Genomic DNA, 14,191 nt, shown 5'->3' with positions numbered 1-14,191 from the left:
TCGGTGGGCGCCCGCCGCTGCGCTGCGAGATCGACGAGATGTATGACGCTTTCCAGCACCCCCGAAGCACACGCCCGGCCCTGCCGCTGCTCTCGCCCGCCGAATCGCGCCGGTACATCGCCGAGGTCCGCGACAAGGCGCTGGACATTCTGGACCGTACGCCGCTGGAGGGCAACCCGCTGCTGGAGAGAGGGTTCGCCTTCGGCATGATCCTCCAGCATGAGCAGCAGCACGCGGAAACAATGCTCGCAACGCACCAGATCCGCGACGGCGAACGGATCCTGACGGAAACACCGCTGCCCGATACCCGCACGCGGCGGTCGCTTCCCGACGAAGTGCTCGTGCCGCCCGGACCATTCACCATGGGCACCTCGGTGGAACCGTGGGCGCTGGACAATGAGCGGCCGGCGCACACCGTGACCCTGCCCGCTTACTTCATCGACACAACACCGGTGACCAACGGGGCATACGAGCAATTCATCGCCGGCGGAGGCTATGACGATCCCTCGTGGTGGCACCCCGACGGATGGCAGCACCGAAACGAGGTCGGGCTGCGGGCACCCAAGTACTGGCACCGCGCCGACGGTCAGTGGATGCGGAAGCGGTTCGGCGCCGTCGAGCCCGTCCCCGCGGACGAACCCGTCCAGCACGTCTGCTGGTATGAAGCGGATGCCTACGCCCGGTGGGCGGGCCGTCGCCTGCCGACGGAAGCCGAGTGGGAGAAGGCCGCCCGCTTCGACCCGGCAAGCGGACGGTCCCGGCGGTTTCCGTGGGGTGACGCGGAGCCCTCTGCGGAGGATGCCAACCTCGGAGGAACCGCACTGCGCGCAGCCCCCGCAGGCTCCTACCCCGATGGCGAGTCACCGCTGGGTGTTCGTCAGCTCATCGGCGATGTGTGGGAATGGGTTGCGAGCAATTTTCAGCCGTATCCCGGGTTCACCGTGTTCCCCTACGAGGAGTACAGCCAGGTGTTCTTCGGAAGCGACTACAAAGTGCTCCGTGGCGGCTCCTGGGCTACCGACCCCTCGGCCGCCCGGGCGACCTTCCGCAACTGGGACTATCCCATCCGCCGACAGCTTTTCGCAGGCTTCCGCACCGCACGCGACGCCCAACCGGCAGAGACGGCCTAGGATGTGCCGGCACCTGGCCTTTCTGGGGCCGCCGACCTCCCTCGCCGCGCTTTTGCTGGCCCCTGGGCATGGCCTGCTGACCCAGTCCTGGGCGCCGCGGCTCCAGCAGTACGGCACCGTCAACGCTGACGGGTTCGGCGTCGGCTGGTACGCGGACGGCGACCCGAAACCTGCCCGCTACCGCCGTGCAGTACCGATGTGGGCAGACCCTTCCTTCGCGGACGTCGCCCGGGTCACGACGACGACGGCGGCGCTCGCCGCAGTGCGGTCGGCCACCGTCGGCACCACCCAGGACGAATCGGCCTCCGCCCCATACACGGACGGCAAATGGCTCTTCAGCCACAACGGGCGGATTCACGGCTGGCCCTCGTCCGTGGAACGCATTGTCGACGCGATCCCGGCCGCCCGTCTGCTGACCATGGAGGCGCATGTTGATTCAGCACTGCTCTGGGCGCTGGTGCTGGAGTCCCTTGCCGCAGGCCAGAGCCCTGATGCGGCGCTCGCCGGCACCGCCCGGACGGTGCTGGAGCACGCCGAAGCGCGCATGAACCTGCTGCTTACGGACGGCACGACCATCACGGCAACGGCTGTGGGGGATACGCTCTACTGGCGCTCCGGCCCGGACGGGGTGCTTGTCGCCAGCGAGCCATCCGACGATGCTTCAGGCTGGCACAGAGTGCCCGATAACTCGGTGCTCACAGCCACCACCGACCGTGTGGACGTCCGGCCCATCAGTTACCTCGAGATACCAGGCGACGCAGTGCCGAGGCCAACCGATCGATTTCCGCTTCAGTGTTGTAACAGTGCACAGACGCCCGGACGGCTGTCGAAGGGGTAGCGGGTGTTTCCTGCAGGACGGCGTCGGGCTTCAAGGGCGGAAGCGGCACCGTTGAGAGGTTGATTCCGTCAGCTGCCAGGTGTTCCTTGACCTGCACGGCCATCTTCTCCCGCACCGAGAACGTCACGATACCGCTGCCCTGCTTCCCGCGGCCGTATAGCTCGACGTCGCGAATGTCCGCCAGGTGCAACCGCATTCCGTCCGCCAGTGTCTGGAGCCGGCCGCGAATGTCTTCGATCCCGAGCTCAAGTGCGTATTCCGAGGCCCGTCCGAGGCCGAGCCTGGCTGCTATGCTCGCTTCCCGGCTTTCGAGCAGCCGTGCGGACGGCGGCTCATCCTGAATCGGCGCAAAGAGGGCACGCCGGTCGTTGGGCGTGGGCACCACTTTCTCGAGCACGTGGCTGTCGAGGTAGACAAACGCTGTTCCCCGCGGCCCCCGAAGGAACTTCCGTCCGGTGCCGACCAGGATGTCGCACTTCAGCTCAGCCACGTCGAGCGGGAGCTGGCCCACCGACTGACACGCGTCCAAGATAAACGGCACCCCGGCCTTCCGGCACAGCCTGCCCACCGCTGCGGCGTCATTCACCAGCCCGCCGGCCATCGGGACGTGCGTGAGTGCCACCAGGCCGACGTCGTCCAGATCCAACTCCTGCTGCAGGTGTTGAACGCTTACCCGGCCATCGGCGTCGTCCTCAAGGACGACCAACTGCAGCCCACGCTGCCGTGCCAGCCTGCGCAGTATCCCAACGTTGCTCCCATACTCCGTACGTCCCAGCAGCACCCGCGAACCTGCCAGTGGAAGGAGGGAGACCACGCTGGCCCACGCACTCGACCCGCTCTCCATCAGCGCTATCCCGGCAGGGTCCGCCTCAATGAGTTGGGCGAGAGACGCATATACCCGATCGCTTCGACCCGAGGCTTCCGCAGCCGCCTCATAGCCGCCGATTTCTTCCTCCCGCCGCAGATGGGCGACGACAGTGTCAGTCACCGTCCGCGGCATCAGGGAGCTACCGGCGTTGTTGAGGTGGATGACGCTCCGGACGCCGCGGGTATCCGCACGCAGTGTGTCGACATCTAGTGGCATTGAACCATCCTGCCAAACTGCTCACGGGGATCCCAGGCCTGGCTCAGAAGCGCAGCTGTTTGTCCACGAATCTGGAGAAAGTTGCACAGCCAGAGGTGCGGCGGAATGTGGTGGTTTGCAGGGCGGACAAGGGGACGCGGCGAACTCGACCGGCTCAGTCGATTGTCGTGCCGTCGAAGTGGATCATGTCCACTGATTCGACGACGGACCCCAAGGTGGCGAGGACTTTTCGGCCTTGATCCGTTTTCGGAAAGACTTCGGTGTGGTCGCTCAGGGAGTTCCATCCCACCCGGAGCAGGTACACCCCCGGCCGGTCAACGCTTTTGTGCAGGTCCACCGAGCGGCACCCGGGGGCCGCGAGCAAGTTGTCCTGGACGCCAGGGTAACTGTTCAAAAATTCAGGTTCACCGTCGGCCGGCAGAGTGAGCTGGGCGTGTTCGAAGATTATGGAAGGTCCTGCCTTTGCATCGTGAATACTTTCCGCGGGAGTCCGTTGATGCTCGATACGTGAAGGAGAGTGACATGGGCTCGGTCTGCCCATGGCAGGGCGCGGCCAGTTACCTCACCCTCGACGTCGAAGGGCAGCAGAACACCGACGCGGCGTGGTTCTATCCGGAACCCAAGCCACGGGCTATGCCGATCAAAAACCGCGTTGCGTTCTGGCGCGGTGTCACCATCGAAGACTGAAGGCGCACCCTCTACGCTAGTGCCGCTGTGTCTGCACATAGCATATGGACATCGAGAGACGTGGTCAGAGGAAGCTGCAGACCTGTTCCGGATCGCATGAAGCCGGGTCGGCCTCTGTGACGTTGCGGTGGAACCCGGCAACGGCTGCGCGCAGGGAGATCAGCTCCTCAATCTTCCGGTCGAGGTCGCTGAGTTCCCGCGCCAGCAGTCCGCGAACGTAGCCGCATGGGGCTTCTCCGGTGTCCCGAAGGCGCAGTATGTCGCCGATCTGTGCCAGTGTGAGCCCCGCGTCCTGCCCACGGCGGATGAAACTGAGCCTGTTGATAGTCTCCTGCGAATAATCGCGGTAGCCGTTTGCGCGGCGTTCCGGCGTCGGCAACAATCCCTGCTCCTCATAGAACCTTAATGCCTTGGCCGTCATACCGGCTGCCGCGGCAGCTTCCCCGATCCGCATGGACGTTCCTTGTGTTGGCATCATGTTGGCAGGTCTCTTGACGTTCCAGCATAGGGGAAGGTGCATAGTGGGGCATGCCTGAATCACCGGAAGCACAGTTCGACCTCGCTGTTATTGGCTCTGGCGGGGGCGCGTTCGCTGCCGCTATCCGCGCGACCAACCTCGGCAAAAGCGTGGTCCTGATCGAGCGCGGGACAGTCGGCGGTACCTGCGTCAACACCGGTTGTGTGCCGTCGAAGGCCCTGCTCGCGGCAGCAAACGCACGTCACGTTGCCCTGGACAGCGACCGGTTCCCCGGCGTGTCCATGGACGCTGGACCGGTGGATATGCAGGAACTGGTTTCCGGCAAGCGTTCCCTGGTGGAGGGGCTGCGAGCTGAGAAGTACGTGGATCTGATTGCGGACTATGGCTGGGAGCTGCGCCGTGGCAACGCCGTGTTCGCCGGGACCCCAGAAGACCCGGTGCTTGAGCTGACAGGGACGGACGGTAACCGCGCGACGGTGCGGGCCGGTCACTACCTGGTGGCCACGGGGTCCTCGCCGTGGGCGCCGCCCATCGAGGGGCTGCAGGGCGTGGACTACCTCACCTCCACCACCGCCATGGAGCTGAACGAGGTTCCGGAATCGCTCATCGTACTGGGCGGTGGCTACGTGGCCGTGGAGCAGGCGCAGCTCTTTGCCCGGCTCGGTTCGAAGGTGACCATGCTGGTCCGCTCGCGGCTGGCCTCCGGCGAGGAACCCGAAGCGTCGAAAGCGCTCCTGGGCGTATTTGCGGACGAGGGCATCACTGTTCTCCGCCGCGCCACCGTGGAATCCGTGCGCACGGAGCCAGGGGGGGACGTCCTTGTACGTGCCATGAGCGTGGGGGGACGCGACGAATACACGGCCAGCCGCCTGCTGGTGGCTACCGGCCGTCGTCCCGTTACGGACGGACTGAACCTGGCCACCGTCGGGGTGAGGACGGGCGACCGCGGTGAAATCCTGGTCAACGACATGCTGGCGAGTTCCAACGAACGTATCTGGGCGGCTGGCGACGTCACCGGGCATCCCGAGTTTGTCTACGTGGCGGCCTCGCATGGCTCGCTAGCGGTGGAGAACGCCTTCAACGACGCCGGCCGCACAGTTGACTACAGCCATTTGCCGCGGGTCATCTTCACCACGCCGAACCTGGCCGCAGTGGGCATGACGGACAAACAGACCAACGAAGCCGGTATCGATTGCGAATGCCGGGTCCTGCCGCTGAAGCACGTGCCCCGCGCCCTGGTCAACCGGGACACCCGCGGCTTCATTAAGATCGTCGCGGAGACGGACACCGGCAGGATCCGCGGCATCACGGCGGTGGCCGACAACGCTGGAGAGATTGCGGCCGCCGGCGTCTACATCGTCTCGGCGGGAATGACTGTGGACCAGGTGGCGAATCTGTGGAGCCCGTATCTCACCATGGCCGAGGGGATTAAGATCGCCGCCCAGACGTTCCACACCGACGTATCCAGACTCTCCTGCTGCGCGTCCTAAGTCCTACCCGATGAAAGGTTAATCATGAGCGACCACTTTGATGTAGCAGTACTGGGAATGGGGCCCGGCGGGGAAGTTGCCGCGAGCCGCCTGTTGGCCGCCGGGAAGAAAGTGGTGGTCCTCGAACGCGAACTCATCGGCGGTGAGTGCGCCTACTGGGCCTGCATCCCCTCCAAGACCGTCCTCCGCCCGGCCGAGGCAGGCACCGGGGTGGAGCGTGCAGCCGGTGTCGACGGCGCGCAGCTCGACTGGGAGAAGGCCCGCGAATACCGGGATTACATGGCACGCAACCTCGATGACTCCGGCCAGGTGGACGGGTACGAAGCTCAGGGTGCCACAGTGGTCAAGGCCGAGGCGCGGATCACCGGTCCCGGTCGGCTGCAGGCCGGTGACCGCGAGATCACCGCCAACCACATCATCATCGCCACCGGCTCTGACGCCGTCACCCCACCGCTGGATGGGATTGACCAGATCACCGCATGGAGCAACCGGGAAACCTACACAGTCCGCGAGCTGCCCGGGCGCGCGGTCATTGTCGGAGGCAGCGCCGTCGGGACGGAGACCGCCACCTTCCTGGCACGTTTCGGCGTGAACGTCACCCTCGTGCACCGCGGTAAGCGGCTCATGGACCGGGAGGATGCCCGGGTGGGCGAGTTGGCGCACCAGCACCTGTCGGACGCCGGTGTCGACATCCGCCTCGGTGCCTCCGCCACCGGTGCACGCCGTGACGGCGCGGACAGCGTGATAGCGCTCGACGACGGCTCGGAGGTGAGGGCCGACGTCGTCATCTTCGGTACCGGTCGCAAGGCACGGACCGAGGGGCTTGGCTTTGAGGAGGCGGGGGTGCAGCTGGGTAAACGCGGTGAGGTCCTCGTGGACGAACATTGCAGTGCCGGCAACAACGTCTGGGCCATCGGGGATGTCACCGGCGTCATGCCGTTCACCCATGTGGCCAAGTACCAGGGGCGGATCGTCGCTGACGCCATTCTCGGTTCTCCGCGACCGGCCACGTACGAGGGCATTCCACGCGTGGTCTTCGCCGACCCCGAGATCGCCGCTGCCGGTCTCACCGGGGAACAAGCAACGCAGCGGGGTATCCGGACCTCCGCTGTTCGGCTGGAACTGGCCAATGCCATCGCCCGGCCGTGGACCTATGAGCAGGATCCGCGCGGTGAGCTGGGTCTGCTGGCGGATGCAGACCGGAAGGTGCTCGTCGGCGCGTGGGCGGTGGGCCCGCATGCCGGTGAGTGGATCCATCAGGCGTCCCTGGCCATCCGGATGCAGATTCCGGTCGAGACGCTGCTGGATCAGGTGGCGCAGTTCCCTACCTACCACGAGGCGTATCACGAGGCGCTGGAAAAGCTGGACCTTTAGCTGGTCGCCACGCAGGAGAAGGTGCATAGTGGGGCCATCAGGAGGCGCAGTAATGGGGCAACGGTTGGTGGTTATCGGCGGAGACGCCGCCGGCATGAGCGCGGCGTCCGCAGCCCGCCGTGAGCAGGGCCCGGGCAAGTTGGAGATCGTGGCGTTTGAGCGAGGCAATTACACCTCCTACTCCGCCTGCGGTATCCCCTACTTCATCGGAAAGGACGTGGCTCGGGCGGACGCCCTGATCGCCCGCACTCCTGAGGAGTTCATCCGCAACCACGCTATCGACGCGCGTACGGGCCACGAAGTGTTGGGTATCGACCTGGACCGTCGGGCCGTGCGGGTTCGAAATCTACGCGAAGAAAGCGAGACCTGGGAGGGCTTTGACCAGCTGATGATCGGTACCGGCGCTGTGCCGGTCCGCCCGCCGCTGCCGGGGATAGACGCCGAGGGTATCTTCGGCGTGCAGACGCTCGATGACGGCCTCGCTCTTCGCGCCGCCCTCGAACGGGAGCAGCCGCGGCGGGCCGTCATTGTGGGGGCCGGCTATATCGGTCTGGAACTCGCTGAGGCGATGTGCGCCTGGGGAGTTGAGGTCACGGTGGTGGGCCGCGGAGAGGCACCGATGCTGCCAGCGCTGGACGCGGATATGGCAGACCTGGTCACCGGCGCAATGCGGGGCTTCGGGATGAACGTTCGCCTGGGTGAGGCAGTCACGGCCTTCGAAGCGCGGAAAGGCAGGGTTCACGCGGTCGTCACTGAACAGGGGAGAATCCCCACCGACCTTGTGATTCTGGGCCTGGGTGTGTTGCCCAATACTGTGCTGGCCGCGGAGGCCGGCATTCCGCTGGGACCCACCGGCGCCATCGCCGTGGACCAGCGCATGCGCACGGGCGTTGACGGGGTGTGGGCGGCAGGCGACTGCACCGAGAAGTACCACCGCATCTCCCGCAGGCATGTCCGGATTCCGCTCGGCACGCACGCCAACAAGGAAGGCCGCACCGCGGGAATCAATATCGGCGGCGGCTACGCCACCTTTCCCGGCATCGTCGGAACCGCCGCCATGAAGATCTGCAGCACTGAAGTGGCCCGGACAGGTCTGGGCGAACTCGAAGCGCGCGAGGCGGGCTTTGAGCCGGTGTCCGCCGTCGTTGAATCGACCACCCGCGCCGGCTACTACCCGGGCGCCCGGCCCATCCGGACCAAGCTCATCGCCGAGCGCGGCAGCGGCCGCCTGCTCGGCGCGCAGATTGTCGGCGAGGAAGGGGCGGCGAAACGCGTTGACGTTCTCTCCGTGGCGCTATGGCACGGCACTCCCGTGGAGGACCTGCTGAACATGGATTTGGCCTACGCGCCGCCGTTTTCGCCGCTCTGGGATCCGGTGCTCATCGCGGCACGCAAGACGTGGGACAAGGTTGCAGCAGGACGGTAAGGGGACCGGCGCGGTTGAGTCTATGGCTTCCGGCCAACACTGCCGACGGCTTGGAAAAGAAGTGATGGCCGGCCGCCCAGGCTGTTGATGAAGATCGCTGTGACGGAGAGGGCCATGGCCACCATGGCCCAGACCGGGTAGACCAGTCCCGTGGTGGCCGCCGGGATTCCGATGCCGTTGAAGAGGAACGCCAGAGAGACGTTTTGCCGCGTACGGCGGTAGCTGGAGCGGCTGTTTTCCTGGGCTTCGAGGATTGCGGTCAGGTCATCGCGCACAATCACGACGTCGGCGGCTTCCACCGCGATGTCGGTTCCGCCGCCCATGGCGATGCCGACGTCGGCCTGCATGAGGCCCGGGGCGTCATTGATACCGTCACCGACCATGGCAACCCGGCTGCCGCCGGACTGCAGTTCCCTCACCAGGGCCGCCTTCTCCTCCGGCAGGATACCAGCGCGTATATCGTCTATACCGAGTTCGGCCGCAACGTGCTCTGCAGCGCGCCTGTTGTCCCCCGTGGCCAGCACGGGGCGAATGCCGGCATTTCGCAGACCCGTAACTGCTTCGACGGCATCGGCGCGGATCTCATCTCCCAGTGCGATCACACCACATAGCTGCTGGTCCGACGCGACAGCGATGACGGTCCGGCCTGCCTCTTCGAGCCGCTCGATCGCATCCCGAGACCGGGCAAGATCCACGCCGTGGTGCTCAAGAAAGCCTGGACGGCCGACCAGGACGGACTGGCCGTCCACTCGCGCTCTTACACCGAACCCCGTCATGGTTTCGAAGTCCTGCGGCGCCGCAACGGTGAGTCCTCTTTCTTCAGCGGCGCTTACGACGGCGCGCGCCAGCGGATGCTCCGACGGGCCTTCCGCCGCGGCCGCCAGAGCCAGTAACTGGCTTTCATCTCCCAATGCTTCGACTTCACGGACGGCCGGCCGGCCCTCCGTGAGCGTTCCGGTCTTGTCAAGGACAATCGTGCGCACCTGGCCGAAGGTCTGGAACGCCTCTCCAGTGCGCATAATGATCCCGCGGTCCGCCGCTTCGCCCGCAGCGCGGACAATGGCGAGCGGAGCTGCGATGCCGACGGCGCAGGGGTAGCCCATGACCAGCACACCGAGACCGGCAAACACCGCCCGGCGGACATCCGGCTCCCCTGCGAGTAGCCAGCTTCCCAGCAGCCAGCCCACGAGGGCCGCGGCTGCGATGATTAGCACCGTGGGCGTGTAGACCCGCAACACCCTGTCCACCAGATGAAGAATCCCCGGTTTCAGTGCCCGGGCGTCTTCGACATGCCGGACCACCTGGGCCAGGAAGCTGTCAGCCCCCGTCCGGGTTACCTCTACCAGGAGGGAACCTGCGCCGTTCATGGACCCCCCGATCAGCTCGTCTCCGGCGGCACGTTCAGCGGGCACCGGCTCGCCGGTCACCAGGGAAAGGTCAACGGTGGAGGTACCGTGGGTGACCCTGCCGTCGACCGGGACACGCTCACCCGGACGGATCCATACGGTGTCTCCAACAGCCACCTGATCCAGCGGGACTTCCTCTTCGCGGCCAACACGTACCAGGCGTACGGTATCCGGCTGGAGCTCGAGCAGTTTGCGTACCGCCTGGCTGGAACGGGTCTTGACCAGCAGTGAGAGCCATTCAGAGAAAATGTGGTAGTTGGCCACGAGCACGGTCACCGCGAAAAACGGCGCCGTGGGGTAGTCCCGCAGCACTCCTGTGAGTCCGATGATTCCGCCCGCAATACCGGCGAACGCACCGACCTCCAGCAGGACATGCTGGTTGAGGATTCGACGTCGGGCGGCCTGATAGGCCATCCGCAGGATGTGCGGGGCAACACCAAAGACCACAGCAAGGGCAAGGACACCCGTGCCCCATCCAGCAGCGACGTCGCCGATCAGTCCGGTTTCCCGGCCGGTATACGCTGCGGCCGACGGAGACAGAATCGCGAGAGCGCCCAAGGCTGCACGGACCTTCCCCGCTGGGAGCAGGATCGCGTAGGACACGGGCACCATCAGCAGCACCACGGAGGCCGGGACCAACACCGACCAGATACCGGAGACCTCAAGGATGAGCGCGATGGCTGTCAGGCTGGCGGTGATAGCCATCAGCAGCCGCTTGCCTTCGCGGACGAGGTCCGCTTCCTCGTCTTCAAACGGACGCAGCTTCCGCGGATCGTACAGGTCATAGCCGATATCGCGCAGCGTGCCCAGGATTTCCTGCGGCCGGATGAGCTCCGGATCGTAATCGATCAGTGCCTGCTCGTGCGTGAGGCTTACAGCGACCCGGTCAACTCCGGCTTGGCGGCCCAGTGCCTTTTCTATGGTCCCGGTGCACAGGGAACAGTGGAGCCCTGCAATCCGTGCACGGATCCGGGCATGTCCCTCCAGGTGGCTGGGCTCCTCGCCCCATAACTGTTCATCCTGGATGGTGCTACCTGTTGCCATTACGCTGAGTCCTCAGTGCCGGCTATTTCGTAGCCGGCGGTCACCACTCGTTCTTCCAGCGCTGCGCGGTCAGCCATGTCCGGGTCATGACTGACATTCAATTCACCGGTCCGGTGGTCGGCTCTGGCCTCGCGTACACCATCCAGCCGGCGCAGGGCCGTTCCGAGCCGCTGTTCACAGCCGACGCACGTCATTCCCTTTACCTGCAAGGTTGTCTTCATGAGATCTACGGTAAACCTTCCATCCAACTGGAATGTCAAGGGGCGGAGGACCTTCTGCCCGACGGGGGTTGACGTTCCAGCGGGAGGAAGGTGGACGCTGAAAACACTGTCGACCCTATATGAAAGGAAGTCCCAGAATGTCCATGATCGAGGACCAGACCAAGCAGCTCATCGATATCCTCGGCGACTGCTTCGCCAAATGCGCGGCCTGCGTGCAGGACTGCGCGGAACAGGGGAGGGAGGACCTGGCTGGATGCATCAGACTCTGTTCGGACTGCGCCGATCTATGCCAGGCATGCATTCCGCTGCTCGCTCGCGGCAGCCAATACGCCACCGAGTTGTGTCGGCTCTGCGCTGAGGCCTGCGAACGATGCGCGCAGGAATGTGAGCGCACCGGTATGAGCGAGTGTGCCCAAGCCTGCCACAAAGCTGCCGAAGCCTGTCGACAGCTGTCCGGGGTCGCATGACCTGATTCAGGAGTGGGCGCGCTTTCTACCGAGAGTGCTCGATCAACCGGCATGTCAGGTTGTCGTCGGCCTGCGAGGCAAGGTCCGTACCGGAGACAATTTCCTTCAACTGGATCCGCAACTCCTCCAGTTCCTCGATGCGCCGGTCGATGCTGTCCAGTTGCGTGTTCAGGAGGGCGTGGACGTAAGCGCATGGGAGCTCTCCCCGCTCCCGGAAGGCAAGAACCTCCTTGACCTCGTCGAGCGTCAGGCCGAGCCGTTGGGATGAACGGATAAAAGCGAGACGATCAACATACGACCCGTCATAGTCCCGGTATCCTGACGCGGTGCGTGCCGGCTGAGGCAGGATACCGATGGATTCGTAGTAGCGCACTGTCTTTGCATTCACGCCCGCGCTGCGGGCCAGTTCACCAATCTTCATCGATCCTCCTACAGCAAAGGTTACTGCCAAATGGAAGGTTGTGCTTTGGTTATTGCCCGGCGACTGCGAGGTACCACCATGCGAAGGCCCCGCCCCACACGAGGTGTGCCACGGCCAGGGAGAGCTGTGTGGTGTTGCGATTCATCACCGGTGCAAGGCGGGCATGACGAGGTATTGGTAGACCGCCCAGTGCGCGATTGCGTAGGCGAGTATGAGCAGGGTTTCCGCGAGAGCAGGCCAGTCCTGGACTGCACCCGCAATTAGCACACCATAAAGCCAGCCCATGAATGCCGATGCCAAGGCATGAAGGGCCATGCCAACCATGAAACCGGAAAAATGAAATTTCCAGTATCTGCTTTTTCTCCGAGCACCATGGAGGAAATTAATGGATATGAGCCTGCTGCTCGGAGCAATGTTCACTGGCAACCATCGCACAGCCAAGGGGCTGGGACTGTTCGTCCACTTGGTAATGATGAGCGCTCTTGTTTTTGGATCCCTCTATGCACTGGTGCTTACGGTCCTGAATGTTTCTCCGGGGAACGCCTGGTGGGCTGGAGCAATAGTGGGTCTGGTGCATGGGCTAATCGCCGGTCTCGTAATGCCGATGATGCCACTCGTCCACCCAAGAATGAGCCGCTCCGGAAGGGCAGAAAATACTCCTGCCGATCCTGACTCCGTGGAACTCCAGGCCCCGGGCCTCTTCGCCAAAAACTACGGAGGCGCCACCCCTGCCGGACTGGTCATGGCGCACATCATTTTCGGGCTGGTGACCGCACTGGTCTATGCCCTGATTGCGGCATAACCGTTGTGTGTTCTGGATCACATACGAGGAAAAGGTCCGTACCTAGGTTGAGATCTTGAGGGGTCTATCGAGGGAAGGACAATTTTCGTCGGCTCGCCCGGTCGTTGAAGAGAGAGGGAGCGGAGATGAACGCGAAAGACCTGATCAGGGACGTGGTGCTGGTTGTGGGCGCCGGTTTCGGGGCGGTGAAGGTGATGGGGAAGGTCACCACGTACCTGTATGAGCAGCAGAGCGAAGAGGCAAAGCAGCAGGAGGAGGCAGCCAGCTACGGAGTCGCCTACAACGTCGCAGCGAAGAAGGCCGCAGCTCTGATCGGCCGGGACCTGTCGCAGGAGGAGGCAGGGAAGATCGGAACGGGGATTCACTATGCTTTGGCGTTGGGCTGGGTCCCGGTTACCTGGTTGCCCGTCGCCGGATGGGAATAAGCCCTTTCGGCGCGGGGGCCGCGACGGGCCTGTCGATGTCGGTGCTCGTCGATGAGCTGGGAAACCCGTTGCTGGGTCTGACACCACCGCCGCAGAAGTATCCCCTGGTCAGCCATCTTCGTGGTGTGGCGGGGCACCTGGTGTATGGGCTGTCAGTCGCCGCTTTCGTCGAGGCCGGCATGAAAATCATGAGACGACGGTGAAGCTCTTCCGAGTCACAGGAGCCGGGCGCCGCAGCGGGGGTGACTTCCGGCGCGCTCTTGTCACAGCCCCTCCCGAGATATGGCCGGCGGAGCTGCAGCGCCTGCGGAACCGGATGGCCATGGTGACGGCGGCGTCGACAGCCCTGCTGTGGCTGGACAACCTCAGCGAGCACTACCAGGGAGGATTCCGGCGTCGACTGATGTACGTACCTATCACCGTCGGACCGCTGGTGGCCGCGGCGGGACTGGTTACAGCCATCAGCGGAGGACGACGGGGTGGGCGAACCTTTGCAGCCCTGTCCGCCGCTCAAGTAGCCATAGCGCTGGTCGGTTTCATTGAACATCAGCGTGGAATACTCAAGAAGCCCGGCGCGAAGGAACCACGCGGATTCCTGTTCCATGCTTGGTACGGACCCCCGGTGGCTGCCCCACTGCAGTATCTGGGCCTTGGGCTGATGGGGCTGATGTCCACCGTGGCTCACCCTGCGGCCGCTCCGCTGCTCGCTCGCGTCCCTGCGAACCAGTTGATGCGCGCATTCACGGCCGTGAACATTCCTCCACTTTGGGGCGAGATCGGTTACCTGCACGCCCGCGGCGCCTTCCAGAACCCCGCGCAGTGGATCCCCGTGATCAGCCTGCCCGTCGCAGGCGCGGTATCGGCGGTAGCTGCGGCTTCGGACAGCGATCGGGCGCGG

General features: G+C 64.6%; 18 protein-coding genes. 11 read left to right on the top strand and 7 right to left on the bottom strand.

The features are described from left to right. Both egtB and egtC read left to right on the top strand, forming a co-directional pair. Nucleotides 1–1,130, top strand: a 1,130-nt coding sequence (gene egtB, locus Y708_RS0106580) for an ergothioneine biosynthesis protein EgtB (RefSeq protein WP_028279305.1), incomplete at its 5' end; no start/stop codon positions are given. Nucleotide 1,131: 1 nt separating this feature from the next. Continuing rightward, nucleotides 1,132–1,968, top strand: a complete 837-nt coding sequence (gene egtC, locus Y708_RS23415) for an ergothioneine biosynthesis protein EgtC (protein ID WP_051478748.1) — start codon at nt 1,132–1,134, stop codon at nt 1,966–1,968. Here the strand turns inward: egtC and Y708_RS0106575 are convergent. After that, nucleotides 1,862–3,052 carry an aminotransferase class V-fold PLP-dependent enzyme gene (locus Y708_RS0106575; RefSeq protein WP_028279304.1) on the bottom strand — a complete coding sequence of 397 codons (1,191 nt, stop codon included), beginning with the start codon at nt 3,050–3,052 and terminating at the stop codon, nt 1,862–1,864. The genes egtC and Y708_RS0106575 overlap by 107 nt on opposite strands. A gap of 154 nt (nt 3,053–3,206) precedes the next feature. Next, nucleotides 3,207–3,593: an antibiotic biosynthesis monooxygenase family protein gene (locus Y708_RS31400; protein WP_155853749.1), complete on the bottom strand. Its 387-nt coding sequence runs from the start codon at nt 3,591–3,593 to the stop codon at nt 3,207–3,209. On the opposite strand from Y708_RS31400, the gene Y708_RS23410 reads away from it, so the two are divergent. Further along, nucleotides 3,515–3,739 carry a DUF427 domain-containing protein gene (locus Y708_RS23410; protein WP_275451102.1) on the top strand — a complete coding sequence of 75 codons (225 nt, stop codon included), beginning with the start codon at nt 3,515–3,517 and terminating at the stop codon, nt 3,737–3,739. The two genes, Y708_RS31400 and Y708_RS23410, sit on opposite strands and share 79 nt — an antisense overlap. A 64-nt stretch (nt 3,740–3,803) precedes the next feature. Here Y708_RS23410 and Y708_RS0106560 read toward each other — a convergent pair whose 3' ends face one another. Next, a complete protein-coding gene (locus tag Y708_RS0106560) occupies nt 3,804–4,193 on the bottom strand; it encodes a MerR family transcriptional regulator (protein ID WP_028279303.1) in 390 nt (129 codons plus the stop codon). A 74-nt stretch (nt 4,194–4,267) separates the two neighbouring features. On the opposite strand from Y708_RS0106560, the gene merA reads away from it, so the two are divergent. Genes merA through Y708_RS0106545 form a run of 3 tightly spaced genes read left to right on the top strand, consistent with a single transcriptional unit; the run spans nt 4,268 to nt 8,507 of the window. Continuing rightward, entirely contained in the window at nt 4,268–5,707 is a 1,440-nt protein-coding gene (merA, locus tag Y708_RS0106555) for a mercury(II) reductase (protein WP_028279302.1), read from the top strand. A 24-nt stretch (nt 5,708–5,731) separates the two neighbouring features. Then, a complete protein-coding gene (locus tag Y708_RS0106550) occupies nt 5,732–7,081 on the top strand; it encodes a dihydrolipoyl dehydrogenase family protein (protein WP_028279301.1) in 1,350 nt (449 codons plus the stop codon). Nucleotides 7,082–7,133: 52 nt separating this feature from the next. Further along, entirely contained in the window at nt 7,134–8,507 is a 1,374-nt protein-coding gene (locus tag Y708_RS0106545; protein ID WP_028279300.1) for an FAD-dependent oxidoreductase, read from the top strand. Nucleotides 8,508–8,527: 20 nt separating this feature from the next. On the opposite strand, the gene Y708_RS23405 is transcribed toward Y708_RS0106545, so the two are convergent. After that, nucleotides 8,528–10,957 (bottom strand): heavy metal translocating P-type ATPase, encoded by a 2,430-nt coding sequence (locus tag Y708_RS23405; protein WP_035775493.1) that lies wholly within the window; start codon nt 10,955–10,957, stop codon nt 8,528–8,530. Then, nucleotides 10,957–11,178: a heavy-metal-associated domain-containing protein gene (locus Y708_RS0106535; protein ID WP_028279299.1), complete on the bottom strand. Its 222-nt coding sequence runs from the start codon at nt 11,176–11,178 to the stop codon at nt 10,957–10,959. The genes Y708_RS23405 and Y708_RS0106535 overlap by 1 nt, the downstream gene beginning before the upstream one ends. Nucleotides 11,179–11,315: 137 nt before the next feature. On the opposite strand from Y708_RS0106535, the gene Y708_RS23400 reads away from it, so the two are divergent. Next, nucleotides 11,316–11,645 (top strand): four-helix bundle copper-binding protein, encoded by a 330-nt coding sequence (locus Y708_RS23400; RefSeq protein WP_051478729.1) that lies wholly within the window; start codon nt 11,316–11,318, stop codon nt 11,643–11,645. A gap of 25 nt (nt 11,646–11,670) precedes the next feature. On the opposite strand, the gene Y708_RS0106525 is transcribed toward Y708_RS23400, so the two are convergent. Both Y708_RS0106525 and Y708_RS0106520 read right to left on the bottom strand, forming a co-directional pair. Next, nucleotides 11,671–12,066 (bottom strand): heavy metal-responsive transcriptional regulator, encoded by a 396-nt coding sequence (locus tag Y708_RS0106525; RefSeq protein WP_028279298.1) that lies wholly within the window; start codon nt 12,064–12,066, stop codon nt 11,671–11,673. Between the two features lie 144 nt (nt 12,067–12,210). Further along, nucleotides 12,211–12,381 (bottom strand): hypothetical protein, encoded by a 171-nt coding sequence (locus Y708_RS0106520; RefSeq protein ID WP_155853745.1) that lies wholly within the window; start codon nt 12,379–12,381, stop codon nt 12,211–12,213. A 70-nt stretch (nt 12,382–12,451) separates the two neighbouring features. Here Y708_RS0106520 and Y708_RS23395 point away from each other — a divergent pair, with 70 nt between their 5' ends. The 4 genes from Y708_RS23395 to Y708_RS29690 form a co-directional block, all read left to right on the top strand. Then, complete coding sequence (locus tag Y708_RS23395) at nt 12,452–12,868, top strand: hypothetical protein (RefSeq protein ID WP_051478728.1); 417 nt, start codon at nt 12,452–12,454, stop codon at nt 12,866–12,868. Nucleotides 12,869–12,993: 125 nt separating this feature from the next. Beyond that, nucleotides 12,994–13,293, top strand: a complete 300-nt coding sequence (locus Y708_RS27420) for a hypothetical protein (protein WP_051478725.1) — start codon at nt 12,994–12,996, stop codon at nt 13,291–13,293. Further along, on the top strand, nt 13,284–13,496 hold the full coding sequence (locus Y708_RS27415; RefSeq protein WP_051478721.1) for a hypothetical protein: 213 nt from the start codon (nt 13,284–13,286) through the stop codon (nt 13,494–13,496). Before Y708_RS27420 ends, Y708_RS27415 begins: the two co-directional genes overlap by 10 nt. Then, nucleotides 13,493–14,191: hypothetical protein (locus tag Y708_RS29690; protein WP_028279296.1), on the top strand; the 699-nt coding region annotated here is incomplete at its 3' end. The genes Y708_RS27415 and Y708_RS29690, both read left to right, overlap by 4 nt.

This window comes from Arthrobacter sp. H5 (assembly GCF_000520595.1).
GTDB lineage: Bacteria > Actinomycetota > Actinomycetes > Actinomycetales > Micrococcaceae > Arthrobacter_D.
Note: the sequence above shows the minus strand (reverse complement) of the source record. Positions and strands in the feature narration are given on the sequence as shown.